This window comes from Leptothrix discophora (assembly GCF_030705305.1).
Taxonomy (GTDB): domain Bacteria; phylum Pseudomonadota; class Gammaproteobacteria; order Burkholderiales; family Burkholderiaceae_C; genus Sphaerotilus; species Sphaerotilus discophorus.
The window spans coordinates 282,517-306,523 of sequence record NZ_JAUZEE010000002.1 but is presented as its reverse complement, the minus strand read 5'-3'; the positions used below and the strand labels follow the sequence as shown (position 1 = coordinate 306,523).

Below are 24,007 nucleotides of genomic sequence, written 5' to 3'. Positions count from 1 at the left end.
TCCCTCCGGTGTGGACGGCACCGGCAGGTGCCGGCGCTCGGCGCGCGATTCTGCCGATTCAGGGTTACAACCCAAGCAGAATCTGCGCCTTCCATCACGGCTGAGGCCGGGGCGCCACAGGGGTGGGGCAGCCGCCCGGTCAACCCTCGGCCAGCGCCCGGGCGATGCGCTGGCGGTTGATGCGGGTCTTGGGGACGTGGAAGTCGAACCACTGGCGCACGTCCTCTTCCAGGCCGATGCCGTGCATGTAGTTGTAGAGCGCCTTGCGCAGGCCGATGCCGAGGGCGTCGTGGTCGACGCCGGTCGGGTCGTCGAAGCCGATGTCGTTGCGGGCGAAGACGCGCCCCGGTGGCGGCTCGGGCAGCGGCCGCAGCGTGACGCCGTAGGCCGCCGGGTCGAGGCCGACCGGCGAGTGCACGGTGCAGGCGAAGCGGTGGAAGTAGCCCGACTGGATGCAGCCCTCGGCGAACAGCTGGCGCACGTATTCCAGCGCGTCGACGGTGTCCTGCACGGTCTGGGTCGGGAAGCCGTACATCAGGTAGGCATGGACCAGGATGCCGGCCTCGGTGAAGGCCCGCGTGACGCGCGCGACCTGGTCGACCGAGACGCCCTTCTTCATCAGCGCCAGCAGCCGGTCCGAGGCGACCTCCAGCCCGCCCGAGATGGCGATGCAGCCGCTGTCGGCGAGCTGCTCGCACAGCTCGCGGCTGTAGCTCTTCTCGAAGCGCACGTTGCCCCACCAGCTGATGGCCGTGCCGCGACGCTGCAGCTCGGCGGCCAGGGCCTTGAGCGACTTCGGCGGCGCGGCCTCGTCGACGAAGTGGAAGCCGGTCTGGCCGGTCTCGGCCACGATCGCCTCGATGCGGTCGACCAGCACCTCGGCGCCGGCCGCGTCGTAGCGGCCGATGTAATCCAGCCCGACGTCGCAGAAGCTGCACTTCTTCCAGTAGCAGCCGTGCGCGACGGTGAGCTTGTTCCAGCGCCCGTCGCTCCACAGCCGGTGCATGGGGTTGAGCATGTCCAGCAGCGACAGGTAGCGGTCGGTCGGCAGGCCGTCCCAGGTCGGCGTGCCGACCTGCTCGAAGGGGATGTCCGGTTCGACGAAGTTGACCAGCCGCACGCGGCCTTCCGGGTGATCGGCATCGGGCAGATCGCGCACGAAGGTCCGCACCAGCCGGCTCGGTCCGCGCCGGCCGCACAGGTGCTCCAGCAGCGCCAGCAGCGGGCGCTCGCCGCCGTCGAGCGTGACGGCATCGAAGCAGTCGAACACGCGGGCGTCGTCGAGCGTGCGCAGCTCGGTGTTGACGTAGCCGCCGCCCAGCACGATGACGGTGGCCGGCGCGTGGGCCTTGATCGCCTGCGCGATCCGGAAGGCCGCGTAGACCGCGCCCGGGAAGGGCACCGAGACCAGCACGACCTCGGGCCGGTGGCGCGCGAAGGCGTCCATCGTCAGGCCGTGCAGCAGCTCGTCGACCAGCGTCGGCGGTGCGGCCAGGGCCTGCGCCAGCGGGTCGAAGGTCGGCTGGCTCATCGCCAGGCTCTCGGCATAGCGGACGAACTCGAAGCGCGGGTCGATGGCCTCGCGCACCACGTCGGCCAGGTCGTTGAGGTAGAGCGTCGCGAGGTGCCGCGCGCGGTCCTGCTGACCGAGCGCACCGAAGGCCCAGGCGAGCGGGTCGCCGCCGTCCGGATCGTCGGGATCCTCGTAGGCATCGAGGCTGGCGAAGCGCGGCCCCTCGGGCAGGAAGGCCCGGCTGACGATGCGGTGGGCGATGGTGCTGTCGCGGCCCTGCAGGAAGGCGATGGCCGGACCGATGGTCGCGAGGTAGCGCCCGGCCTCGTCCAGGAAGCCCTGCGCCAGCGGCCCGCGCTGCCCGTCCGGCATCGCCAGGATGCGCTCCCGCACGGCACCCAGCCCCTCGCGCGACAGCAGCCGCAACGCCAGCGCCAGCGCCAGGTCCTCCTGCACGGCCTGGTGTCCGCGTGAACGCAGGAAGCCGGTCAGGTAGGCGCTCGACGGATAGGGCGTGTTGAGCTGCGTCATCGGCGCGATGACGCTCAGGATGCGCGGCGTGGGGCTGAGGGTGGTGGGCAGGGGCATGCGGGGCGGAGGCAGGAAGGAGCGCCCGGATTGTCCGGCACCCCAGGCATCACGAGGGCTTTCGGGCCGAGCGCCGGGCCGCCCCAAGCCGGCCCGCATCCCCAGGGGGATCGACCGGCGTACCCGCCGGGCGAGGGGCTCACATCACCTTGCCGGGATTCATGATCCCGGAAGGGTCCAGCGCCTGCTTGAGGGCAGCCTGCAACGCCCGTTCGACCGGGCTCTTGTAGCGCGCCGCCTCGTCGCGCCGCAGCACGCCCAGGCCGTGTTCGGCGGAGATGGAGCCGCCCAGCGCGGCGACGGCGTCGTGGACCAGGCGGTTCAGGTCGGCCTCGTGGGACAGGAACCAGGCCGCGTCGGCGGAACCGGCCGGGCCGCAGCGGTCGGCGGGTGGCGAGACGTTGTAGTGCAGGTTGCCGTCGCCCAGGTGGCCGAAGGTGACCAGGCGCAGGCCGGGCCAGCGCGCGGCGATGGCGGCATCGGTGCGGGTGATGAAGTCGGCCAGGCGCGAGATCGGCAACGCGATGTCGTGCTTGATGGTGCGGCCCTCGGCACCCTGGGCCTCGGAGACGTTCTCGCGCAAGGCCCACAGGGCCTTGAACTGCGCCAGCGAGCTCGACACGGCCGCGTCCTGCACCCGGCCGGCTTCCAGCGCGTCGCCCAGCAGCGACGCCAGCGCGGCCAGCGCGGCAGCCTCGTCGCGCGGCTCGCTGAGCTCGATCAGCACGTACCACGGCGAACGCCGCGCCAGCGGCGAGCGGCAGGCCGGCATGTGGCGTTCGACCAGGCCGAGGCAGACGTCGCTGACCAGCTCGCAGGCGGTCAGCCGCGGGCCGAGCGCGGCCTGGGCCCGCTGCAGCAGCTCGACCGCGTCGGCCGGGCTGGCCACCGCGACGAAGGCCGCCACCTGCGCGGCCGGCGGCGGCACCAGCTTGAGCACGGCGGCGGTGATGACGCCGAGCGTGCCCTCGCTGCCGATGTAGAGGTCGCGCAGGTCGTAGCCGGTGTTGTCCTTGCGCAGCCCGCGCAGGCCGGACCAGAGCTCGCCCTCGGCCGTGACGACCTCCAGCCCCAGGCACAGCTCGCGCGCGTTGCCATGCCGCAGCACCTGCACGCCGCCGGCGTTGGTGGCGAGGTTGCCGCCGATGGTGCAGCTGCCCTCGGCGGCCAGGCTGAGCGGGAACAGCCGGCCGGCCGATTGCGCCACCTGGCGGGCCTCCAGCAGGGTCAGGCCGGCTTCGAGCGTCATGGTGTTGTTGAGCGGATCGACCTCGCGCACCCGCCGCAGCCGGCGCAGCGACAGCAGCAGCGCCGCGCCGCTGTCGTCTGGCGTCGCGCCGCCGGACAGGCCGGTGTTGCCACCCTGCGGCACGACCGGGATGCGGCGGGCATGGCACCAGCGCACGATCGCCGCGACCTGCCCGGCCGTGTCGGGCTGGGCGACCGCCCAGGCGCGGCCGGTCCACTTGCCGCGCCAGTCGGTCAGGAAGGGCGCCATGTCGGCCGGCTCGGTCAGCAGGCGGCCGTCGTAGACCGCGCGCAGCGACGACAGGTCGTTCATGCCGAATCCCCGGCCGGGGCGTCCTGCCAGGCCACGCCGTCGAACAGCGAGCGCACCACCTCGGCGGCCGGCACGGCCCGGCAGCCGCTCGCGTTCTGGCCGGACCAGAGCGGGCTGAAGTCGGCACAGCCGACCGCCTCGGCCGCCGCACGCAGCGGCGCCAGTGCAGCGCCCGCCAGCGGGAAGGCCGGCGCGAGCGGGTCCAGCAGGCCGCGTTCGCGCATCAGGCGGGTCACCAGGCCACGCGCCGGGCGGCCGGTGTAGACGTTGGTCAGCGCCGTGCGGTCGGCCGCGCTGCCGCGCAGTGCGGCGCGGTGCAGGTCGGAGGTCCGCGCCTCGTCGCAGCACAGGAAGGCGGTGCCGACCTGGACCGCCGAGGCGCCCAGGGCGAAGGCCGCACGCACGCCGGCCGCATCGGCGATGCCGCCGGCGGCGATCACCGGCACCGGCACCGCACGCACCACCTGCGGCAGCAGCGCGAACAGGCCGGGCTGGGCTGGCATCGCGGCCAGCGGGTCGAAGGGCATGGCGCGCACCTGGGCGATGTCGGCGCGGAACAGGTCGATGCCCTCGGGCAGGAAGGTGCCGCGGTGGCCGCCGGCCTCCAGGCCCTGGGCGATCACGGCGTCGACGCCCTGGCGCGCCAGCCAGACCGCCTCGTCGCAGGTGGTGGCCGAGGCGATGACCCGCGCGCCGGTCGCGCGCACCGCGTCCAGCAGGGCCTGTTCGGGCAGGCCGAAGTGGAAGCTGACGACCTCCGGCCGCAGCTCGGCCAGCAGCGCGGCCATCGGGGCGTCGAAGGGCGTGCGGCCCGGACCGGACGGGATCGTGGCCGGGTCGATGCCCCATTCGGCATGGAAGGGCGCCAGCGCGGCGCGCCAGCCGGCCTCCCGGGCCGGGTCGGGCTGCGGCGGCACGTGGCAGAAGAAGTTGAGGTTGACCGGCCCGTCATGGACCGCACGCAGGGCCTCGAATTGGTCGCGCAGGGCCTCGGGCGTGAGCATCGCGACGGGCAGCGAGGCCAGCGCGCCGGCCGCACCGGCCGCCGCCGCCAGGCGGTGGTCCTGCACGCCGGCCATCGGGGCCTGGATCAGCGGCAGGCGCGTGCCGGCCAGGCGGGTCCATCGGTTCATGTCGTCGACTTCCGAACAAGCATCGAGACGCGACAGTTTGCCCGCACGGGCCGGCGGCAGGTCAGGCGGGTGTTGCGTCGCCGCTGTCCAGCGGCCTTCCCGCGCGATGCCGCGCCGATACTTGCCACCCATGAACGCACCCCGCCCGAACCGTGCCGCTGCCGCGCTCCGCGTGGCCTCGTCCGTCCTGCTGCTGGCCGCCCTGGTGACCGGTTGCGCGAGCACGCCGCCGCCGCCGGTGCGGGTCAAGGTGATCGCGATCAACGACTTCCACGGCAACCTGAAGCCCCCGCTGGGCGGCATCCGCCTGGCCGATCCGGCCGATCCGGGCAAGACCGTTGCGGTGCCGGCCGGCGGCGCGGAATACCTGGCCAGCGCGGTGCAGGCGGCACGGGCGAAAAACCCGAACCATGTCTTCGTCGCGGCCGGTGACCTGGTCGGCGCCAGCCCGCTGCTGTCGGCGCTGTTCCACGACGAGCCGACGATCGAGGCGCTGGGCCTGATGGGCCTGGAGGCGAGCGCGGTCGGCAACCACGAGTTCGACCAGGGCCGCGCCGAGCTGCTGCGCCAGCAGCAGGGCGGCTGCCACCCGAAGGACGGCTGCCGCGGCCCGAACGCGTCCTGGGGCGGCGCGAGGTTCCAGTACCTGGCCGCCAGCACGATCGACACCGCCACCGGCCGGCCGCTGCTGCCGCCCTACGTCATCAAGCGCTTCGAGGGCATCCCGGTGGCCTTCATCGGCCTGACGCTCAAGGACACGCCGGGCATCGTCACGCCCAGCGGCGTGGCCGGGCTGGAATTCCGCGACGAGGTCGCCACCGTCAACGCGCTGGTGCCCGGGCTGCGCGGCCAGGGCGTCGAGGCCATCGTGGTGCTGATCCACGAGGGCGGCTTCCCGAGCGGCGGACCGGACGAATGTCCGTCGATCTCCGGCCCCATCGTGAAGATCGTCGAGGGCTTCGATGCGGCCGTCGACGTGGTCGTCAGCGGCCACACCCACCGGGCCTACAACTGCCGCATCGCCGGCCGGCTGGTGACCAGTGCCGACAAGTACGGCACGGTGCTCAGCGAGATCGACCTGACGATCGACCGGCGCAGCCGCGACGTGGTCGAGGCGCGTGCCGCCAACGTCGTCGTGCGCCACGACCAGTTCGCCCGCGAGGCCGCGCAGACCCGCCTGATCGCCACCTGGGAGCCGCTGGCCGCGCCGCTGGCGCGCCGCATCGTCGGGCGCCTCAGCGCGCCGCTGACGCGCGACGAGAGCCCCGCCGGCGAATCGACGCTGGGCCAGGTCGTCGCCGACTCGCAGCTCAGGGCGACCGAACACCCGTCCAGCGGCGGCGCCCAGATCGCGCTGATGAACCCCGGCGGCCTGCGCGCCGACCTGAAGCCGGGCGACGACGGCCAGGTGCGCTACGAGGACGTCTTCGCGGTCCAGCCCTTCTACAACAACCTCGTCACGCTGAGCCTGAGCGGCGCGCAGCTGGCCCAGGTGCTGGAGCAGCAGTGGCTCAACCAGCCCAAGCCGCGCATGCTGCAGGTCTCGCGCGGCCTGAGCTACCAGTGGCGCGCCAGCGCGCCGGTCGGCCAGCGCGTGGTGCCCGGCAGCCTGCGGCTGCACGGCGAGCCGATCGAGCCGCAACGGCGCTACCGCGTCACCGTCAACAGCTTCCTGGCCGCCGGCGGCGACGGCTTCACCGTGCTGGCACAGGGCGAGGATCGCCGCACCGGCCTGATGGACCTTGACGCGATCGAGGTCTGGTTCCGCGGCAACGACCGCGTCCAGCCCGGCCGGCTGGACCGCATCCAGAAACTGGATTGAGTCCCGCCCGGGCCGGCAGCCCGCATTGGGTATCCTCCCCGGCCCACCCCGTTTTCCCACCCTCCCCGACCCGTCCCAGGAGAGCCCCGGCATGACCCGCGTCCACAACTTCAGCTCCGGCCCCGCCGTCCTGCCCGAGAGCGTGCTGCGCCAGGCCGCCGAGGAGATGCTCGACTGGCACGGCTCGGGCATGTCGGTGATGGAGATGAGCCACCGCGGTCCGCAGTTCATGACCATCCTGGACGAGGCGCAGTCGCTGTTCCGCGAGCTGCTGGGCGTGCCGGACGACTACCGCACGCTGTTCCTGCAGGGCGGCGCGATCGGCGAGATGGCCATCGTGCCGATGAACCTGCTGGGCTCGAAGACGAGCATCGACTTCGTCAACACCGGCACCTGGTCGAGCAAGGCCATGAGCGAGGCCAGCCGCTATGCCCGCATCAACGAGGTGGCCAGCTCGGCGACCACGAAGTTCGACCACATCCCCGCCTTCGAGACCTGGAAGCTGGACCCGGACGCGGCCTACGTGCACATCTGCTCGAACGAGACCATCGGCGGCGTCGAATACCACTGGACGCCCGACAGCGGCGACGTGCCGCTGGTGGCCGATGTCTCCAGCAACATCCTCTCGGCCCCGCTGGACGTGACGAAGTTCGGCCTGCTCTACGGCGGCGCGCAGAAGAACGTCGGCCCGGCCGGCCTGACGCTGGTGGTGGTGCGCAACGACCTGCTGGGCCACGCGCTGCCGATCACGCCCTGCGCCTTCGACTTCGCGCAGCAGTCGGACAACGGCTCGATGCTCAACACCCCGCCGACCTACGCGATCTACATCGCCGGACTGGTGTTCCGCTGGCTCAAGGAGCAGGGCGGCCTGGTCGCCATCGAGGCGCAGAACCGCCGCAAGGCCGCGATGCTGTACGACACCATCGATGCCAGCGGCGGCTTCTACGTCAACCCGGTCGCGCTGCCGGACCGCTCGCGGATGAACGTGCCCTTCCGCCTGCCGGACGCGCGCCTGGACGCGCCCTTCCTGGCCGAGGCCGAGGCGCTGGGCATGGTCCAGCTCAAGGGTCACCGCTCGGTCGGCGGCATGCGCGCGTCGATCTACAACGCCATGCCGGTCGCGGGCGTGCAATGCCTGGTCGACCACATGAAGGACTTCGCGCGGCGCCACGGCTGAGTCGAAACCGTTTCCGAAGCGAGGCCGCGCTTGATGCAGATCAACCGGCCCGACGGCCCGCATCCCCAAGCTCGCCGGTTGGGGTGATCCGGCCCCGATCCCCTGGAGCCCACCGCGAGCGCCCGATGCACGAACCTGACCGCCCTCCCCGGATGCCCATCCGCGCCCCTGCCCGCCGCGACTGGCTGGCGCAGGTGCTGCGCCTGGGTGCGGCAGGCTCGATCGCGCTGGCCCTGCCGCCGCTGGCCGGCTGCGCCCGGGACGAGCCGCTGCTGCGCCTGGCCAGCAACGTCTGGCCGGGCTATGCGCTGGTGCATGCGGCCCAGGAACTCGGTCGGCTCGATGCGAGGCGGATGCGGCTGATCGAGATGCCGGCGGCGTCCGACGTGCTGCAGGCGCTGGCCGCCGGCACGGTCGAGGCCGGCGCGCTGACGCTCGACGAGCTGCTGGCCGCGCGGGCCGATGGCCTGGACCTGGTGGCGGTGCTGGTGTTCGACGAATCGCGCGGCGGCGACGCGGTGGTCGCCCGACCCGGCGTGCGCGACCTGGCCGACCTGGCCGGGCGGCGCATCGGCGTCGAGCAGAGCGCCGTCGGCGCGCTGGTGCTCCACGCGGCGCTGCGCAGCGCCGGCCTGCGGCTGGAGCAGGTCGAGCCGGTGGTGATGACGGTGGCCGAACATCTCTCGGCCTGGCGCGAGTACCAGGTCGACGCGCTGGTGAGTTTCGAGCCGGTCGTCAGCCAGGCGATCGCGCTGGGCGGCAAGCGCCTGTTCGACAGCCGCTCCATGCCCGGCGCCATCGTCGACGTGCTGGCGGTGCGGCGCGAGGTGCTGGCACGGCATCCGGTCGGCCTGCGCCGCATCGTGTCCGCGCACTTCGAGATGCTGGCGCGCTGGCAGCAGGCCGATGCGCGGCTGCTGGACTCGCTGCAGGCCCAGCTGGCCCTGTCGCCGGCCGAGCTGAAACAGGCCTACGAGGGCCTCTTCCTGCCCGACCTGGTCGCCAACCGGCAGTGGCTGGGCGGCTCGGCGCCGCTGCTGCAGGCCAGCGCCGAATCGCTGGTCGAGATCATGCAGATGAGCCACATGCTGCCGCGCCGTCCGCCGCTGGACGGCCTGAGCAGCGTCGAGGCGCTGCCGCAGACGCTGCCTTCGGCCGACGCCGACCGGGGTGCGAGCACATGACGTCGCCCTGGCGCAAGGCCCTGCGTCTGCCGCTGCGGGTGAGCCTGCCGCTGGCCGTCGCGCTGATGCTGCTGGCGACGGCCGGATCGAGCCTGTGGAGCGCCCGGACGTCCTCGGTCGACCGGCTGGCCCAGACCGCACGCCACCAGATGCACACCGAGATGCACCGGCTGGTGCGGCTCGACAGCGACGTCGATGAACCGGGCTCGGCCTCGGCGCTGTCGTCGACCGGGTCGGCCGGACAGACGCTGGACATCGACCGCGTCTGGCGCGAGATCAGCCACCTGATGACCTTTCCGCTGGTGCGCGAGGTCGCCGTGATCGACGCCGACGGCCGCATCCGCCATGCCCACCGGCGCAGCTGGATCGGCCGGCAGGCCGCCGACACGATCCCCGACTGGGACCCGGCCTGGATGAACGCCAGCCTGGCCACGCGCCTGCCGCAGATGCACGTCGGCGCGGACGGCACGCGCCTGACCGGACTGCAGAGCTACCTGGGTCGCACCGTCGACCTGCGCCAGCCACGCCAGCTGGCCAGCTCGGTGGTCTACCTGCGCATGGAACTGGCCGGCGCACTTGACGACCTGGCGCTGCGCGAGGTGCGCGAGCGTTCACCCGAGCTGCTGGCCCAGCTGGCGCTGATCCTGGTCGTTGCCGCGCTCATCCAGCTGGGCCTGGCCCGGCCGCTGGGCCGGCTGCAGGCGATCAGCCAGCGCTGGGCCCGTGGCGACCTGAGCCTGCATGCGCCCGAGACCGGCCCGGCCGAGGTCGCCGAGCTGGCCGTCGCCTTCAACCACATGGTCGACACGCTGCGACAGCACCGCGACGACCTGCTCGCCAGCGAGGACCGGCTGTCGACCGTGCTGTATTCGACCGGCGACGCGCTGCTGGCCACCGACGCGCAGCAGCGCATCACGCTGCTCAACCCGGCGGCCGAGGCGCTGACCGGCTGGCGCGAGTACGAGGCCTGCGGCCGGCCGGTCGGCGAGGTCTTCCGCATCGAGCATGCCCAGACCGGCGCGCCGGCCGAGATCCCGGTCCAGCGCGTGCTGGAAACCGGCCTGGTGGTCGGGCTGGCCAACCACACCGTGCTGGTGTCGCGCCAGGGCCGCCGCACCCACATCGCCGACAGCGCCGCGCCGCTGCGCAACGGGCGCGGCGAACTGCGCGGCGTGGTCATCGTGTTCCGCGACGTGACCGAGTCCTACCGACTGGAACAGGCGCTGGCCGAGAGCGAACTGCACTACCGCGCGCTGGCCAACGCCGGTCACTCGCTGATCCTGACGACCGATGCCAACGGCCGCAGCGTCTGGTGCAACCAGCCCTGGCTGGCCTGGACCGGCCAGGCCGAGGAGGCGCTGGGCGAGACCGACTGGCTCAGCCTGGTCCACCCCGAGGACCTCGACGCGGCCTGGATGGACTGGCGTCGCGCCATCGCCCAGCCCGGCAGCTTCGAGCAGAACCTGCGGCTGCGCCGGCTCGACGGCAGCCACGCCTGGGTGCTGGTCAAGGCCGTGCCGCGGCGCAGCGCCGACGGCCGTTTCCAGGGCCATGTGCTGCAGGCCATCGACGCCAGCCGCGAACGCGAGGCCGACCAGCGCATGGCCAGCCAGCTCGACGAGCTGCGGCGCTGGCAGGCCGGCGTGATCGACCGCGAGGAGCGGGTTGCCGAACTGAAGGCCGAGGTCAACGAATTGCGCACACGCCTGGGCCTGCCGCCGCGTTACCGGGCCGGCGAGGCGACGACAATTTCCGACCCGGCAGCCGCGCGCGCGCCTGGGCCCGCCGACGCGTCCGGCAGCCCGTCCGCCCCCACCCACCCGACCGATCCCGACACGCCCACGTGACCGACACGACCCGCACGGCCGCCTGCGCTGCACTTGTCCTCGCCGCCAGCCTCGGCGTGGCCGCCCTGGGCTCGGCCGGATGGGGGCCGACGGCCTTGGGCCAGGCCGGGATCGCGGCGCTGCTGGCCGGCGGGCTGCTGGCCTGGGCGCTGCGCCGACGCCGCATCGCCGAGGCCGCGCATGCCCAGTTCCGCGACCTGATCGACCTGGCCGATGTCGGCATGAGCCTGACCGAGTCCGATGGCCGACTCAGCCACGTCAACCGGCGCTATGCCGAGATCGTCTCCCGCACGCCCGAACAGCTGCTGGCGATGCGTTTCCACGAGCTGACGCATCCGGACGACCTCGACGCCGACCTGCAGCAGATGGCCGAGCTGCTGGCCCACCGCATCCCCTTCTACCGGATGCAGAAACGCTACCTGCGTCCGGACGGCAGCTCGGTCTGGGTGCTGCTGACGGTCACCCTCGCGCACGAGGACCGGCGGCGCGGCGCGGCCGATGCGGGCCATGCGCCGACCCGCTTCATCTCGACCATCCAGGACATCAGCGAGCTGCGTGCCGCTCAGGACGCGCTGCACCTGCAACGCACCCAGCTCGAACAGATCATCCGCAGCATCCCCGACTGCCTGGCGGTGCGTGACATCGGCGGGCGCTACCAGCTGGTCAACCCGGCCGCCGAGCGGCTGATCGGCCGGCCGGCGGCGGAGATCATCGGCCGCACGCCCGACGAGGTCTACCGCGGCGGCGCACCGAGCGAGACCGTCGACATCGACCGGCAGGTGCTCGAACGTGGCGAGCCGATCCGGCGCGAGGCGCAGCTCACCGGCGAGGCCGGCGCACAGGCCAGCATCGACCTCGTGATCTCGCCGCTGCTCGGGCCGGACCAGCGCCCGCACGGCGTCATCTCGGTCGGCCGCGACGTCACCCGCGAGCGACACAACCTGCACGTGCTCGAACAGGCCGGCCAGCGCAACCGCGAGCTGCTGGCCGAGGCCGAGCGCTCGCGCCTGGCGCTGCTGTCGCTGCTGGAAGACCAGCGCGAGGCCCAGGTCGCGCTGGCGGCCAGCGCCGCCCAGCTGCGCGCGGTGGTCTCGGCGCTGCCGGACCTGATCTTCCTGTTCGACGCCGATGCCCGGCTGGTCGATGTCTGGACCAGCAACGAGCAGAACCTGCTGGGCCCGCGTGACAGCTTCGTCGGCAAGCGCCTGAACGAGTTCCTGCCGCCGGCGCTGGCCGCGCAGGCCGAGGAACGCATCCGCCGCACCCTCGCCGGCGAGCAGCCCGATCCCTTCGAATACAGCCTGGCGCTGCCCGACGGCGAGCACTGGTTCGAGATGCGCACCGCCCGCGCCGGCGACGAGGTCGTGCTGGGTGTCGCCCGCGACATCACCGGCGAGCGCAACGCCCGGCAGGCGCAGCGCCGCACCGAGGAAAGCCTGCTGCTGGCCATCGACGGCACCGGCGACGGCCTCTGGGACGTCGACCTGCAGACCGGTCAGGGCAGCTACTCCAGCAGCTGCGAGCGGCTGCTGCGCTATGCCGGTGACGCACCGTTCGCGTCGGCGTTCCGGCCGCTCGAACACGTCCACCCGGAGGACCGCGAGCGCACCCGCGCCGCCGCACGCGATGCGATCGACGACGGCACGCGCTTCGACGCGACCTTCCGGATGCTCTGCTACGACGGCGAGAACCGCTGGTTCCACGGCCGCGGCATGTGCCACCGCGACGCCCAGGGCAAGCCGATGCGCTTCTCGGGCGTGCTGTCGGACCTGACCGACCGGCTGCGCGACGAGGAACGCCTGCGCCTGGCCGCCCAGGTGCTCGACAGCACCCAGGAGGGCGTGATGATCACCGACGCCCGGCGCCGCATCGTCTCGGTCAACCGGGCCTTCACCGACCTGCTGGGCTACACCGAGGCGGAGGTCATGGGCCGCTCGCCGCGCATGCTCAGCTCGGGCCGCCACGAGGCCAGCTTCTACGAGGCGATGTGGGCCCAGCTGGACCAGACCGGCCAGTGGAAGGGCGAGATCTGGAACCGCCGCAAGGACGGCGAGCTGGTCCCGGAGCTGCTGTCGATCAGCGGCGTACGCGACGTCACCGGCAAGTTCTCGCACTACGTCGGCGTGTTCGCCGACATCTCGCTGATGAAGGACTCGGAGGCCCGGCTCGAATTCCTGGCCCACCACGACCCGCTGACCCGCCTGCCCAACCGCCTGCTGTTCAACCAGCAGATCGAGCAGGCGCTGCACCAGGCCCAGCGCGAGAACCGCCGCCTGGCCGTGCTGCTGCTGGACCTGGACCGCTTCAAGGACATCAACGACAGCTACGGCCACCTGGCCGGCGACGAGCTGCTGCAGCACGTCGCGCAGCGCCTGACCGGCCGGCTGCGCCAGTCCGACACGCTGGCCCGGCTTGGCGGCGACGAGTTCGCGCTGTTGATGCACGACCTGCGCTACGACGACGACGCGGCCCGCCTGGCCAGCGAGCTGCTGGGCGCGCTGTCGCAGCCCTGGCGCAGCAGCGACGGCGTGGAGGTCAACGTCGGCGTGAGCATCGGCATCTGCATCTACCCCGACCACGGCCAGAACGCGCAGGCGCTGCTGCAAGGTGCGGACGCGGCGCTCTACCGCGCCAAGGGCGACGGACGCGGTGTCTACCGCTACTTCGCCGACGAGATGACGCAGTCCGCCCGCGAGCGCCTGCACCTGGAGACCCGGCTGCGCCGCGCGCTGGTCGAGAACCAGCTGCTGCTGCACTACCAGCCGCAGGTCGAGCTGCACAGCGGTCGCATCGTCGGCGCCGAGGCGCTGGTGCGCTGGATGGACCCGGAACACGGCCTGATCCCGCCTGGCCGCTTCATCCCGGTGGCCGAGACCACCGGCCTGATCGGCGACATCGGCGCCTGGGTGCTGGCCGAGGCCTGCCGTCAGGGCAAGGCCTGGCTGGACGAGGGCCTGCCGCCGCTGACGCTGGCCGTCAACGTGTCACCGCGCCAGTTCCGCCACGTCGACCTGGCGGCCCAGGTCATGCAGACGCTGATCGAGACCGGCCTGCCGGCCGAACGCCTGGAGCTGGAGCTGACCGAGGGCGCGCTGATGGAACGCGAGCAGGAGGCGCTGCACGTGCTGCAGCGCCTGCGTGCGATCGGCGTGGGCATCGCGATCGACGACTTCGGCACCGGCTACTCGTCGCTGGCCTACCTCAAGCGCTTCCCGCTGGACGTGCTGAAGATCGACCGCAGCTTCATCGCCGACATCCCCAACGACCCGGACGACATGGAGATCGCCGCGGCGGTCATCGCCATGGGCCACAGCCTGGGCATCCGCGTGCTGGCCGAGGGCGTCGAGACGGTCGACCAGCTGGCCTTCCTGCGCTTCAAGCACTGCGATCGCTACCAGGGCTTCCTGTGCAGCCGCCCGATCCCCCCGGACGAGTTCGCGGCGCTGCTGCGGGTGCAGGGCATGCGAGGGGATGAGGGCGAGGGCTGACCGCAAGGGGTGAGCACGCGGCATGACCGCAGAGGGTCACGTTGGTCGGCAAGGGAGGGGTCGGGAGGCCCGTCGGCACCAGCCCGTCGGACGACCCCGTGTCCGTCGCCCGGTCCGTCGGACACCCTGTGTCCGACGGGCTCTCGCCTCAGGCAATCACTTCCGGGGACGTTTCTTCGCGGCAGCCTTGGCGGCGGCAGCGGCTGCGGCGGCGGCCACTTCCGGCGGGGGGGCGGTGAAGAGCTTGGCGGCGCGGCCCTTGAGTTCGAGCAGCTCGGTCGGCGTGATCGAGTACTTGCGGCCGACCACGTCGACCTCGATGCGGAACTCGACTTCCTTGTTGCCGTTGCGCAGGATGCCGCAGGTGAACTCGTAGTCCTCGGACTCGGCCGGGAAGCCGTCGGCCTCCAGGTCGTGTTCGAGGTACTTCACGTCGCGGATCTCGCCGCTGGCCAGGTCGAGCATGCCGGTGGACTCGATGACGTCGTCACTGAGTTCGTCGTTGATGGTGATCGGCAGCTTCAGGTCCATGGTGCAAGGCGGTGTGGGGTTGGAAGATCCGCACCGGACGCTTGGGTCCCGACGCGGGGCGCGGATCATGCCATGCCGGTCTGCGCGCGGCGTCGTGGCAAAGGCACATCCAGGCTGTGCTGGATGACCTGCTGCAGGCCCTCCGGACTGAGCTGCGCGGGCCCGATCGGCGCACTCACCAGCACCTCGATGCGGCTGAAGACGCCGCGCCGGAACGGCCGCACCATCGCCTGGCCGCCCTCGATGCGCGAGAAGGTCGAGCCCCAGAGCTTGCGCAGGGCCACCGGCACGACCGGCGCCGGGTGGCTGGCGACGATCTTCATGATGCCGCCCTTGAAGGGCTGCAACTGGCCGTCGCGGGTGATGCCGCCCTCCGGGAAGATGCCCAGCAGGTCGCCGCCGGCCAGCACCGCGCGGGCCTGCTCGAAGGCGCGCTCGTAGGCCACCGGGTCTTCCTTCTGCGGCGCCACCGGGATGGCCTTGGCGAGCCGGAACAGCCAGCCCAGCACCGGCACCGCGAAGATGCGGTGGTCCATCAGGAAGCGGATCGGCCGCGGGCTGATCGCCATGAGCAGCACCGCGTCGACGTAGCTGACGTGGTTGGCCGCGACGATGGCCGCGCCCTGCACCGGCAGGTGCGCCTGGCCGCGCAGCCGCACGCGATACACGACGTGGGTCAGCACGAAGGCGACGAAGCGCAGCAGGTATTCCGGCACCAGCAGGAAGATGTAGCCGGCCACCAGCACGTTGGCCAGGCCGGTCGCCAGGAAGACCTGCGGGATGCTGGCGCCCGAGGCCAGCAGCAACCCCGCCAGCAGCGAGCTGGCGATCATGAACAGCGCGTTGAGGATGTTGTTGGCCGCGATGATGCGGGCCCGGTGGCTGGCCGGCGAGCGCAGCTGGATCAGCGCGTACATCGGCACGCTGTAGAGGCCGGCCGACAGCGCCAGCAGCGCCAGGTCCAGCATCACGCGCCAGTGCGCCGGCTGGGCCAGGAAGCTGCCCAGCGTGTGGGCGACGCCACCGGCCGGCGCCGGCAGGCCGCGGCTGGCGACGTACAGGTCGATCGAGAACACGCTCATGCCGATCGCACCCAGCGGCACCAGGCCGATCTCGACATGGCGGCGCGACAGCACCTCGCACAGCAGCGAGCCCGCGCCGATGCCGATCGAGAACACCACCAGCAGCAGCGAGGCCACGCGCTCGTCGCCGTGCAGGACCTCCTTGGCGAAGGACGGGAACTGGCTCAGGAAGACCGCGCCGAAGAACCACATCCACGAGATGCCCAGCAGCGAACGGAACACCACGAGGTTGGCATGCGCCAGCTTCAGGTTGGCCCAGGTCTCGGTGAACGGGTTGTGGTTGATGTGCAGGTCCGGGTCGGTTGCGGGCGTGTCGGGCACGCGCTGCACCACCAGGCGGCCGGCGACGGCGACGGCCAGGCAGGCGACGGCCACGGCCTTTGCGCCGATCTCCGGCAGGCCGATCAGCAGCCCGCCGGCGACGTTGCCCAGCAGGATGGCGACGAAGGTGCCCATCTCCACCATGCCGTTGCCGCCGGTCAGTTCCTGCTCGCCCAGGTGCTGCGGCAGGTAGGCGAACTTGACCGGGCCGAACAGCGTCGAGTGCAGCCCCATGAGGAAGACGCAACCCAGCAGCACGACCACCTTGAGGCCGGCATCGTCGAGCAGGAAGCCCCAGGCGGCGACCGCCATGATGGCGATCTCGAGGTTCTTGACCGCCCGCATCACGCGCGCCTTGTCGAACTTGTCGGCCAGCTGGCCGCTGGTGGCCGACAGCAGCACGAAGGGCAGGATGAACAGCGCGCCGATCACCAGCCCGGCCAGCGCCGGCGGCAGCCAGGCGACCTGCAGCTGGTAGGTCACCAGCACGGTGAAGGCGAACTTGAACAAGTTGTCGTTGGCCGCGCCGAGGAACTGGGTCCAGAAGAAGGGCGCGAAGCGGCGCTGGCGCAGCAGGTCGAACTGGCTGGACTCGTTCGACGGAGAGGCATGGGTCATGGGCTGCTCACGGGTGGGACCGGCGGGATCAACGCCGACGATTGTGGTGCAAGGCCCGCCGGCGGACGGTCCTGCGGCGGTGTTCATCGCAGCACCTGCGGGGGCGTGCCGAGGCCGCTGCCGGCGAGGAAGGCGAACACCGATTCGACCGTCACGGTGGCGATGCGGTCGCTGTAGCGGTCGGCGTCCGGGTGGTCGTCGAAGGCGATGTGGGCCGTGCCCACGCGCGCGCCCAGCCGCTGCACCGGGCCGATGCGCAGGACGGTCGGCCGGTAGCCCTTGAAGCGCAGCCAGGCCTGCGCGCCCGAGCGGTCGGCGATGGCCGGCTCGGCGGCCAGGGCCAGCGTCTCCAGCACCCACTGGTTGCTCTGCTGGTAGCGGGTCGACCAGGGGTGGGCCACCATGTTGTAGGCACGGTGCTGCAACTGCGTGACGCGGCTGTCGTCGCGCAGCAGGGGCAGCAGCGCGGCCTGCAGCGCGGGCGTGGGCACCAGCACGCCGGCCTCGTGGCGGTAGACGTCGTCGAGGAAGAAGGGCCCCAGGCCCTGCCGGAACAGGTCGCCGGTCGCCGTGCCGCAGGCATTGAGCTTGTGGACCACCTGCCAGCCGCCGGCCGCGTCGTCGCGGTAGGCCAGGCCCAGGTGCGACCAGCGCAGGCCCCACTCATCGAGGTTGCGACCGGCCCGCGCCAGCAGCACGACCCGCGCGCCGGTGGCGTCGAGGGCATCGCCCACGCGGCTGGCCAGTTCCAGCGCCTGGGCGGCCGACTCGGTGCGCAGCGGCCGGGCCTCGCAGTTCTGGCCGGCCTGGGCGGTGGGGCTCGCTGCGGCCAGGGCCACCAGGGCCACCCGGGCTGCCAGCGCGGCCACGGCCGGGAAACGACGGATCGATCGGTTCATGGCCGGCTCCTCAGAAGGTCAGGCGCTGGTCGTGCATCAGGGCGCTCGCCTCGGGGCGCGGCACGAAGCACAGCAGCTCGCCGGAGGCCGACAGCAGCGTGCCGGCGGCGACGGTCGTGACGCTCAGTGCCGTGCCCGCGCCGACCGCCGCACCGCGCGCCAGCCTGCCGGAGAACCGCAGCACCACGCGGGCACCGTCGGAGGCGCGCTCCAGCACCCAGACGGTGCCGGTGGCGGAGGCCTGCACGGCCACGACGGTCAGCACCGCCGCACCGCCCAGCACGACGAAACCGGTCGACGCGACGGCGGCCACCGGCAGGCTCAGCGCGGCCGAGGATGCCGCGCTGGCGTCGACGACCGCATCGCGCTGGGCCCGGGCCGGGGCGGTCCAGGCCAGGGTCGAGATCAGCGCGACGGCCAGCAGGCGGCGTGGCAGCAGGCGGCGCGGCAGCAGGGTCAGGGCAAGGGGCTTCATGGGGTCTCCGGGAGGCTGGGGTTGACGAGGAACGCATCGTGCGGGGGTCGACCCGAAGGTGCAACGAGAAGGCACGACATATCATCAACACGCACCATCGGTATCGAATCGCAATACCGATGGCCACACATCCTCAGGAGACCCGCCCGATGTCGACCACCGCCGACCTGATCCAGGTCATCAAGCGCGAGCTGAAGACCGCCGGCATCACCTATGCGCAGCTGGCCGTGGCGCTGGGCATGGCCGAGTCCAGCGTCAAGCGCATGCTGTCGCAGGGCGACATGCCGCTGAGCCGCATCGACGCGATCTGCCAGGTGCTGCGCACCGACTTCGCCGAACTCGCGCAGCGGGTGGCCGAACAGCAGCCGGCCCGTCACGAGCTGACGCTGGAACAGGAGCGCGCGGTGGTGGCCGACCGCAAGCTGCTGCTGGCGGCGATCTGCTGCCTGAGCCAGTGGACCTTCGAGCAGGTGCTGGCGAGCTACCGCTACGACGAGGCCGAGCTGGTGCGCTACTTCGTGCAACTCGACCGGCTGGGCGTGATCGAGCTCAAGCCGCTGAACCGCTACCGGCTGCGCCTGGCCAAGACCTTCCGCTGGCGGCCGATGGGGCCGGTGATGGACTACTTCCGCCGCACCGTCGTGCCCGACTACTACGCCGGCGGCTTCGATGCCGAGGGCGAGCTGCTCACCCTGGTCCACGGCGAGATCGGCCACGCCCAGGCCGACGCCTTCCACGAACGCCTGAGCCGCGTCGCCCAGGACTTCGCCCACCAGCACCTGGCCGACCAGCGCCTGCCCGAGGCGCACAAGCGGCCCTACACGCTGGTCATCGGCATGCGGTCCTGGCTGTTCGGACCGTTCGCGGAATTGAAGCGCGGCTGACGACGGGCACCGGCCTCCCGGCCTGCGCCCGTCGCGCCGGACTCACTCGTCGTCGCGATCGGCGTCGCGATCGGCGTCGCGTGCGGCGGGCACCAGCGACACCGGCAGGCGGATGCGCAGGAACTCGGTCTTGTCCGAGGCAGCGGCGCGCCCACCACCGAACGGGAAGTTGTTGTCGTTGACGACCAGCAGCGTGCGCGGGTCCAGCACCAGCACGTTCTCGATCGTGACGTAGGGGAAGGTGAAGACGGTGCTGCCGTCACCGTCCAGGTCGTGCGGATCGGCCAGGTTCATCAGGTCGACCAGCTCGGTCTTGCGCACGACACCCCCGGCGGAGACGTCCTCGAGATCGATCAGGTAGACCTTCTTGAACGGCGCCAGGTTCGGCGTGGTGGCCGTGCCGTTGTTGCGCTCGAGCACGACGAAGCGCTGGTCGTCGAAGGCCACCATGTCGCCGATGTTGCTGCCCTTGGCATCGAGCGGGTAGACGAAGCGGCGTCCGGTGTACGACTCGGTGTCGACGTCGAACTCGTCGATGCGCAGCGTGCCGACCGGATCGCCCGTGACGGTGCGTTCCAGCAGCGTGTACAGGCGATGGCCGCTGCGGTCGATGGCCAGGCCCTCGAAACCGCCCGAACCCGGCAGGTTGGCGACGGCCTTGCCGGCGACGACGTCCTTGTTCTGCGGCGCCTGGACGCCCGGAATCGGGATCTCGCTGCGCAGGACCGTGCCCTTCGCATCGGTCTTGACGAGGTAGGGACCGAACTCGTCGCCGAACCAGAAGTTGCCCTTGTGGTCACGGCGGAAGGACTCGATGTCGAAGTCGGCGCCGGTCAGCAGGCGGCCGTCGCGGATGGCCGGGTCGACCAGCGGATTCGCCGGATTGCCGTAGTAGTGCGTGCTGTCGGCCTGGATCGGCAGCGTCAGGTTGCGGCGCGCGTCGTTGAGCTGCAGCCGGCTCGCGGCATCGAAGCTGGCGCGCGGCCTGCCGGACTGCCAGTCGGCCGGCGTGACGGTCCCGCTGCCGCCCTGGACGGTGTGCCAGTCGATCGCCAGCGCGTAGGCACGCAGCACGTTGTCGGCGGAGTTCCCCTGGGCACCGAAGCCGTTGTCGACCAGGAAGTGGAAGGTGTTCTTGCGCGGGCCCTTGAGAACGCCCGAGAAGCCCTGGACGGGCTGCCTGCCGACGTAGGGCGGCAGGTGGGTGCCGAAGGCGTTCGGCGTGATGAACTGGCCGGAGGTCGGGCCATCCGAGAAGGTGGCCGCCGACATCTGGGCCCAGCCGGTCAGGGTCTGGGCGTGAGCCACGCCTGCCAGCAGCAGGGCTGCGAGGGAGATGGATCCGAGTTTCAGGTTCGACGACGTGCGCATGGGGACCTTCGGGGTGGGTTGAGGGCCATCCCATCCTCCGTCGCGCACGTGTCCCTGCGGTGAAGGCGGACCGGCCCTTCCCGGCCGTTTCCGGCCCTTCCCAGCCATGCACCAGAAACGCGAACGCCCCGCAGGGCGGGGCGTCAGGGCCAGGGTCGGTGGCGCTCGCGGGACGAGCGCCGGGCCGCCCCAAGCCGGCCCGCGCAGCCCCCTCGGGGGGCAACCCTGCGTGCCCGCAGGGTGGGGCCGTCAGTAGTTCTGGCCGAGCTGGCCGAGGATCGCCGGGTTCTCCAGCGTGCTCGTGTCCTGCGTGATCGACTCGCCCTTGGCGATCGAGCGCAGCAGGCGGCGCATGATCTTGCCGGAGCGGGTCTTGGGCAGGTTCTCGCCGAAGCGGATGTCCTTGGGCTTGGCGATCGGGCCGATTTCCTTGCCGACGTGGTCGCGCAGCTGCTTGGCGATGGCCTTGGCCTCATCGCCGACCGGCAGCGGTCGCTTGAGCACGACGAAGGCGCAGATGGCCTCGCCGGTCGTGTCGTCCGGACGGCCGACCACGGCGGCTTCGGCGACCAGCTCGGTGCAGCTGACCAGCGCCGACTCGATCTCCATCGTGCCCATGCGGTGACCGGAGACGTTCAGCACGTCGTCGATGCGGCCGGTGATGGTGAAGTAGCCGGTCTTGGCATCACGGATCGCGCCGTCGCCCGCCAGGTAGAGCTGGCCCTTGAAGTCCTCGGGGTAGTAGGACTTCTTGAAGCGCTCCGGGTCGCCCCAGATGTTGCGGATCATCGACGGCCACGGCTTCTTGACGACCAGGATGCCGCCCTGGCCCCACGGCACTTCCTTGCCGGTCTCGTCGACCACGGTGGCCTGGATGCCGGGGAAGGGCAGCGTGCAGGAGCCCGGCACCAGCGGCGTCGCGCCCGGCAGCGGGGTGATCATGTGGCCGCCGGTCTCCGTCTGCCAGAAGGTGTCGACGATCGGGCAGCGGCCGCCGCCGATGTGCTGGTGGTACCACTCCCAGGCGGCCGGGTTGATCGGCTCGCCGACCGAGCCCAGCAGGCGCAGGCTGCTCAGGTCGTAGCTCTTCGGGTGCACGGCGTCGTTGGCCTCGGCGGCCTTGATCAGCGAGCGGATCGCCGTCGGCGCGGTGTAGAAGATCGAGACCTTGTGGTCCTGGATCATCTTCCAGAAGCGGCCGGCGTCCGGGTAGGTCGGCACGCCCTCGAACACGATCTCGGTGCCACCCAGGGCCAGCGGGCCGTAGGTGATGTAGGTGTGGCCGGTGACCCAGCCGATGTCGGCGGTGCACCAGAACACGTCGTCGGCCTTCAGGTCGAAGGTCCACTTGGTGGTCAGCGCGGCATGCAGCAGGTAGCCGCCGGTGCTGTGCTGCACGCCCTTGGGCTTGCCGGTCGAACCGGACGTGTACAGCAGGAACAGCGGGTGCTCGGCCTCGACCCAGGTCGGCTCGCAGGTGGTCGACTGGCCGGCGACGAGGTCGTCCATCCAGATGTCGCGGCCGGCGGTCATGCTGATCGGCGCGCCGGTGCGCTTGACCACGACGACGTTGGCCACCGAGTCGCAGCCGCCCAGCGCGATCGCCTCGTCGACGATGCTCTTGAGCGCCAGCTGCTTGCCGCCACGGACCTGGAAGTCGGCGGTGATGACCGCCTTGGCGCCGGTGTCCTCGATGCGGTCGCGCAGCGACTGGGCCGAGAAGCCGCCGAACACGACCGAGTGGGTCGCGCCGATGCGGGCGCAGGCCTGCATGGCCGCGACGCCGTCGATCGACATCGAGATGTAGATGACGACCCGGTCGCCCTTGGTGATGCCCAGGCCCTTCAGGCCGTTGGCGATCTGGCTGGTGCGGGCCAGCAGTTCGCTGTAGGTCGCGCGGGTGACCTCGCCGCCGTCGGCCTCGAAGATGATGGCGGTCTTGTCGCCCAGGCCGCGCTCGACGTTGCGGTCCAGGCAGTTGTAGGACGCGTTGAGCGTGCCGTCCTCGAACCACTTGAAGAACGGCGCGTGGTCGCTGTTGAGGACCTTGGTGAACGGCGTCTTCCAGGACAGCAGCTCACGCGCCAGACGGGCCCAGTAGCCTTCGTAGTCGCGCTCGGCCTCGTCGCAGAGGGCCTGGTAGGCCGCCATGCCGGACACATGGGCAGCGGCCTGGACCGCGGCGCTCGGGTTGTACAGCTTGATCTCGGCTTCGCTCATGTGCTTGTCTCCGACAGTTCAGTGGGGTCTGGATGGGTCTACGTGATTGGGCCGCACCTTAGAAAGGGGCTCTTACGAGCCCCTGACTCTGCGGTGCAGCGGCTTGTCAACCCGCCGTCAGGCAAGTGGCCGGGGCTCGCGAATCCGCCGTCATCCTGACATGGCCCAACCCTAGAATCGCTCCGGTTTTCCCGATGCCACCACCCCGGTGGCGCCCCTCCAACCCGATCCCGAACCCCAGAAGAGCCCGATGAAGGACCCTGCACAAGTCAAGCTCGCCCCGCTGCCCAACCTGATCTTCGCCAGCCGCTGGCTGCAGCTGCCGCTCTACCTGGGGCTGATCCTGGCGCAGGCGGTCTACGTCTTCCACTTCTGGGTCGAACTGGTCCACCTGATCGAGGCGGCCTTCGGCAACCAGCACGCGCTGGAGCAGCTGGTCAAGAGCATCGGCTACAAGAGCGACGTGCCGGTCAGCGGCCTGAACGAGACCATCATCATGCTGGTGGTGCTCGCGCTGATCGACGTGGTGATGATCTCCAACCTGCTGATCATGGTCATCGTCGGCGGCTACGAGACCTTCGTGTCGCGGCTGCGGCTCGAGGACCATCCCGACCAGCCCGAGTGGCTCAGCCACGTCAATGCCTCGGTCCTGAAGGTCAAGCTGGCGACCGCCATCATCGGCATCAGCTCGATCCACCTGCTCAAGACCTTCATCAACGCCGACAACTACACCGAGAAGGTGCTGCTGTGGCAGACCACGATCCACGTGGTCTTCCTGCTGTCGGCGCTGGCGATCGCCTACACCGACAAGCTCATGACGGTGCCGGCCAAGGACGGCGGTCACCACTGACGACGACGGATCCCGACCGCGCGCGCAGCGCGTTCGGGGTGACACCTGTCAGGCTGTGGCGGGGGTCGGCTGGCTAAACTGACCGCCTTGCCTGCTCACCCCCCCGTGACCGCCATGACCACCATCCGTCAAGCCGACCTCGTCGAGAGCGTCGCCGCCGCGCTGCAGTACATCAGCTATTCAGCACGCGGCTAAAAAGTCAATGAAATCAACGACTTGCTTGGATAACTTCAAGTAAAAAGCAGCATCTGCCGCTAACACACGACATTTCTGGCGCAAGTCATTGATTTGATTGGATTTTTTGGTGCTTTGACCCCGCTGTGTGTGCAATATAGCGTGCAGCGGAGTTCAACAAAAGTTACGCACGGCGTGACGGGGCACAGGCCCTCGCTTTCCGGTTGCCCTCCCCGGCTGGCCGATCACAAAATCCCTTATTGCACCCG

At 71.1% G+C, this 24,007-nt stretch carries 16 protein-coding genes; 7 read left to right on the top strand and 9 right to left on the bottom strand.

Going from position 1 to position 24,007, the window contains the following annotated elements; translation table 11 throughout:
• Nucleotides 1-139 precede the first annotated feature (139 nt).
• From Q8X39_RS04945 to Q8X39_RS04935, 3 genes are all read right to left on the bottom strand, one after another.
• The gene (locus Q8X39_RS04945) at nucleotides 140-2,101 is read right to left on the bottom strand and encodes a B12-binding domain-containing radical SAM protein (RefSeq protein ID WP_305748526.1); all 1,962 of its coding nucleotides are present in this window, start codon (nucleotides 2,099-2,101) and stop codon (nucleotides 140-142) included.
• A 139-nt stretch (nucleotides 2,102-2,240) separates the two neighbouring features.
• Nucleotides 2,241-3,662 carry an FAD-binding oxidoreductase gene (locus Q8X39_RS04940; protein ID WP_305748525.1) on the bottom strand — a complete coding sequence of 474 codons (1,422 nt, stop codon included), beginning with the start codon at nucleotides 3,660-3,662 and terminating at the stop codon, nucleotides 2,241-2,243.
• A complete protein-coding gene (locus Q8X39_RS04935; protein WP_305748524.1) occupies nucleotides 3,659-4,795 on the bottom strand; it encodes an NAD(P)H-dependent flavin oxidoreductase in 1,137 nt (378 codons plus the stop codon). Before Q8X39_RS04935 ends, Q8X39_RS04940 begins: the two co-directional genes overlap by 4 nt.
• 130 nt (nucleotides 4,796-4,925) lie before the next feature.
• Here Q8X39_RS04935 and Q8X39_RS04930 point away from each other — a divergent pair, with 130 nt between their 5' ends.
• The 5 genes from Q8X39_RS04930 to Q8X39_RS04910 all read left to right on the top strand — a co-directional run bounded on the left by Q8X39_RS04930 (nucleotide 4,926) and on the right by Q8X39_RS04910 (nucleotide 14,313).
• Nucleotides 4,926-6,617: a bifunctional metallophosphatase/5'-nucleotidase gene (locus tag Q8X39_RS04930; RefSeq protein WP_305748523.1), complete on the top strand. Its 1,692-nt coding sequence runs from the start codon at nucleotides 4,926-4,928 to the stop codon at nucleotides 6,615-6,617.
• Between the two features lie 91 nt (nucleotides 6,618-6,708).
• Nucleotides 6,709-7,794 carry a 3-phosphoserine/phosphohydroxythreonine transaminase gene (gene serC, locus Q8X39_RS04925; RefSeq protein ID WP_305748522.1) on the top strand — a complete coding sequence of 362 codons (1,086 nt, stop codon included), beginning with the start codon at nucleotides 6,709-6,711 and terminating at the stop codon, nucleotides 7,792-7,794.
• Nucleotides 7,795-7,946: 152 nt separating this feature from the next.
• On the top strand, nucleotides 7,947-8,978 hold the full coding sequence (locus Q8X39_RS04920; RefSeq protein ID WP_305748521.1) for an ABC transporter substrate-binding protein: 1,032 nt from the start codon (nucleotides 7,947-7,949) through the stop codon (nucleotides 8,976-8,978).
• The gene (locus Q8X39_RS04915) at nucleotides 8,975-10,825 is read left to right on the top strand and encodes a PAS domain S-box protein (RefSeq protein ID WP_305748520.1); all 1,851 of its coding nucleotides are present in this window, start codon (nucleotides 8,975-8,977) and stop codon (nucleotides 10,823-10,825) included. Before Q8X39_RS04920 ends, Q8X39_RS04915 begins: the two co-directional genes overlap by 4 nt.
• The gene (locus Q8X39_RS04910) at nucleotides 10,822-14,313 is read left to right on the top strand and encodes a sensor domain-containing protein (RefSeq protein ID WP_305748519.1); all 3,492 of its coding nucleotides are present in this window, start codon (nucleotides 10,822-10,824) and stop codon (nucleotides 14,311-14,313) included. Before Q8X39_RS04915 ends, Q8X39_RS04910 begins: the two co-directional genes overlap by 4 nt.
• A gap of 156 nt (nucleotides 14,314-14,469) precedes the next feature.
• Here the strand turns inward: Q8X39_RS04910 and Q8X39_RS04905 are convergent, their stop codons facing one another.
• The 4 genes from Q8X39_RS04905 to Q8X39_RS04890 all read right to left on the bottom strand — a co-directional run bounded on the left by Q8X39_RS04905 (nucleotide 14,470) and on the right by Q8X39_RS04890 (nucleotide 18,239).
• Nucleotides 14,470-14,844: a hypothetical protein gene (locus Q8X39_RS04905; protein WP_130482450.1), complete on the bottom strand. Its 375-nt coding sequence runs from the start codon at nucleotides 14,842-14,844 to the stop codon at nucleotides 14,470-14,472.
• Between the two features lie 65 nt (nucleotides 14,845-14,909).
• Nucleotides 14,910-16,865, bottom strand: a complete 1,956-nt coding sequence (locus tag Q8X39_RS04900; RefSeq protein ID WP_305748518.1) for an MFS transporter — start codon at nucleotides 16,863-16,865, stop codon at nucleotides 14,910-14,912.
• Between the two features lie 83 nt (nucleotides 16,866-16,948).
• Nucleotides 16,949-17,764 carry a DUF2145 domain-containing protein gene (locus Q8X39_RS04895; protein ID WP_305748517.1) on the bottom strand — a complete coding sequence of 272 codons (816 nt, stop codon included), beginning with the start codon at nucleotides 17,762-17,764 and terminating at the stop codon, nucleotides 16,949-16,951.
• Nucleotides 17,765-17,774: 10 nt separating this feature from the next.
• Nucleotides 17,775-18,239: a hypothetical protein gene (locus Q8X39_RS04890; protein WP_305748516.1), complete on the bottom strand. Its 465-nt coding sequence runs from the start codon at nucleotides 18,237-18,239 to the stop codon at nucleotides 17,775-17,777.
• A gap of 149 nt (nucleotides 18,240-18,388) precedes the next feature.
• Here Q8X39_RS04890 and Q8X39_RS04885 point away from each other — a divergent pair, with 149 nt between their 5' ends.
• The gene (locus tag Q8X39_RS04885; protein ID WP_305748515.1) at nucleotides 18,389-19,123 is read left to right on the top strand and encodes a helix-turn-helix domain-containing protein; all 735 of its coding nucleotides are present in this window, start codon (nucleotides 18,389-18,391) and stop codon (nucleotides 19,121-19,123) included.
• Nucleotides 19,124-19,165: 42 nt separating this feature from the next.
• Here the strand turns inward: Q8X39_RS04885 and Q8X39_RS04880 are convergent, their stop codons facing one another.
• Nucleotides 19,166-20,494: an esterase-like activity of phytase family protein gene (locus Q8X39_RS04880; protein ID WP_305748514.1), complete on the bottom strand. Its 1,329-nt coding sequence runs from the start codon at nucleotides 20,492-20,494 to the stop codon at nucleotides 19,166-19,168.
• A 249-nt stretch (nucleotides 20,495-20,743) separates the two neighbouring features.
• Nucleotides 20,744-22,714: an acetate--CoA ligase gene (gene acs / locus Q8X39_RS04875; RefSeq protein ID WP_305748513.1), complete on the bottom strand. Its 1,971-nt coding sequence runs from the start codon at nucleotides 22,712-22,714 to the stop codon at nucleotides 20,744-20,746.
• Between the two features lie 250 nt (nucleotides 22,715-22,964).
• On the opposite strand from acs, the gene Q8X39_RS04870 reads away from it, so the two are divergent.
• The gene (locus tag Q8X39_RS04870; protein ID WP_305748512.1) at nucleotides 22,965-23,564 is read left to right on the top strand and encodes a TIGR00645 family protein; all 600 of its coding nucleotides are present in this window, start codon (nucleotides 22,965-22,967) and stop codon (nucleotides 23,562-23,564) included.
• Nucleotides 23,565-24,007 lie beyond the last annotated feature (443 nt).

Bases quoted from the DNA above. Each gene is read 5' to 3' on its own strand.
- Q8X39_RS04920 (WP_305748521.1), top strand. From the start codon at position 7,947: ATGCCCATCCGCGCCCCTGCCCGCCGCGACTGGCTGGCGCAGGTGCTG.
- serC (WP_305748522.1), top strand. From the start codon at position 6,709: ATGACCCGCGTCCACAACTTCAGCTCCGGCCCCGCCGTCCTGCCCGAG.
- Q8X39_RS04895 (WP_305748517.1), bottom strand. From the start codon at position 17,764: ATGAACCGATCGATCCGTCGTTTCCCGGCCGTGGCCGCGCTGGCAGCC.
- Q8X39_RS04880 (WP_305748514.1), bottom strand. From the start codon at position 20,494: ATGCGCACGTCGTCGAACCTGAAACTCGGATCCATCTCCCTCGCAGCC.
- Q8X39_RS04930 (WP_305748523.1), top strand. From the start codon at position 4,926: ATGAACGCACCCCGCCCGAACCGTGCCGCTGCCGCGCTCCGCGTGGCC.
- Q8X39_RS04945 (WP_305748526.1), bottom strand. From the start codon at position 2,101: ATGCCCCTGCCCACCACCCTCAGCCCCACGCCGCGCATCCTGAGCGTC.
- Q8X39_RS04870 (WP_305748512.1), top strand. From the start codon at position 22,965: ATGAAGGACCCTGCACAAGTCAAGCTCGCCCCGCTGCCCAACCTGATC.
- acs (WP_305748513.1), bottom strand. From the start codon at position 22,714: ATGAGCGAAGCCGAGATCAAGCTGTACAACCCGAGCGCCGCGGTCCAG.
- Q8X39_RS04940 (WP_305748525.1), bottom strand. From the start codon at position 3,662: ATGAACGACCTGTCGTCGCTGCGCGCGGTCTACGACGGCCGCCTGCTG.
- Q8X39_RS04890 (WP_305748516.1), bottom strand. From the start codon at position 18,239: ATGAAGCCCCTTGCCCTGACCCTGCTGCCGCGCCGCCTGCTGCCACGC.
- Q8X39_RS04905 (WP_130482450.1), bottom strand. From the start codon at position 14,844: ATGGACCTGAAGCTGCCGATCACCATCAACGACGAACTCAGTGACGAC.
- Q8X39_RS04885 (WP_305748515.1), top strand. From the start codon at position 18,389: ATGTCGACCACCGCCGACCTGATCCAGGTCATCAAGCGCGAGCTGAAG.
- Q8X39_RS04900 (WP_305748518.1), bottom strand. From the start codon at position 16,865: ATGACCCATGCCTCTCCGTCGAACGAGTCCAGCCAGTTCGACCTGCTG.
- Q8X39_RS04935 (WP_305748524.1), bottom strand. From the start codon at position 4,795: ATGAACCGATGGACCCGCCTGGCCGGCACGCGCCTGCCGCTGATCCAG.
- Q8X39_RS04915 (WP_305748520.1), top strand. From the start codon at position 8,975: ATGACGTCGCCCTGGCGCAAGGCCCTGCGTCTGCCGCTGCGGGTGAGC.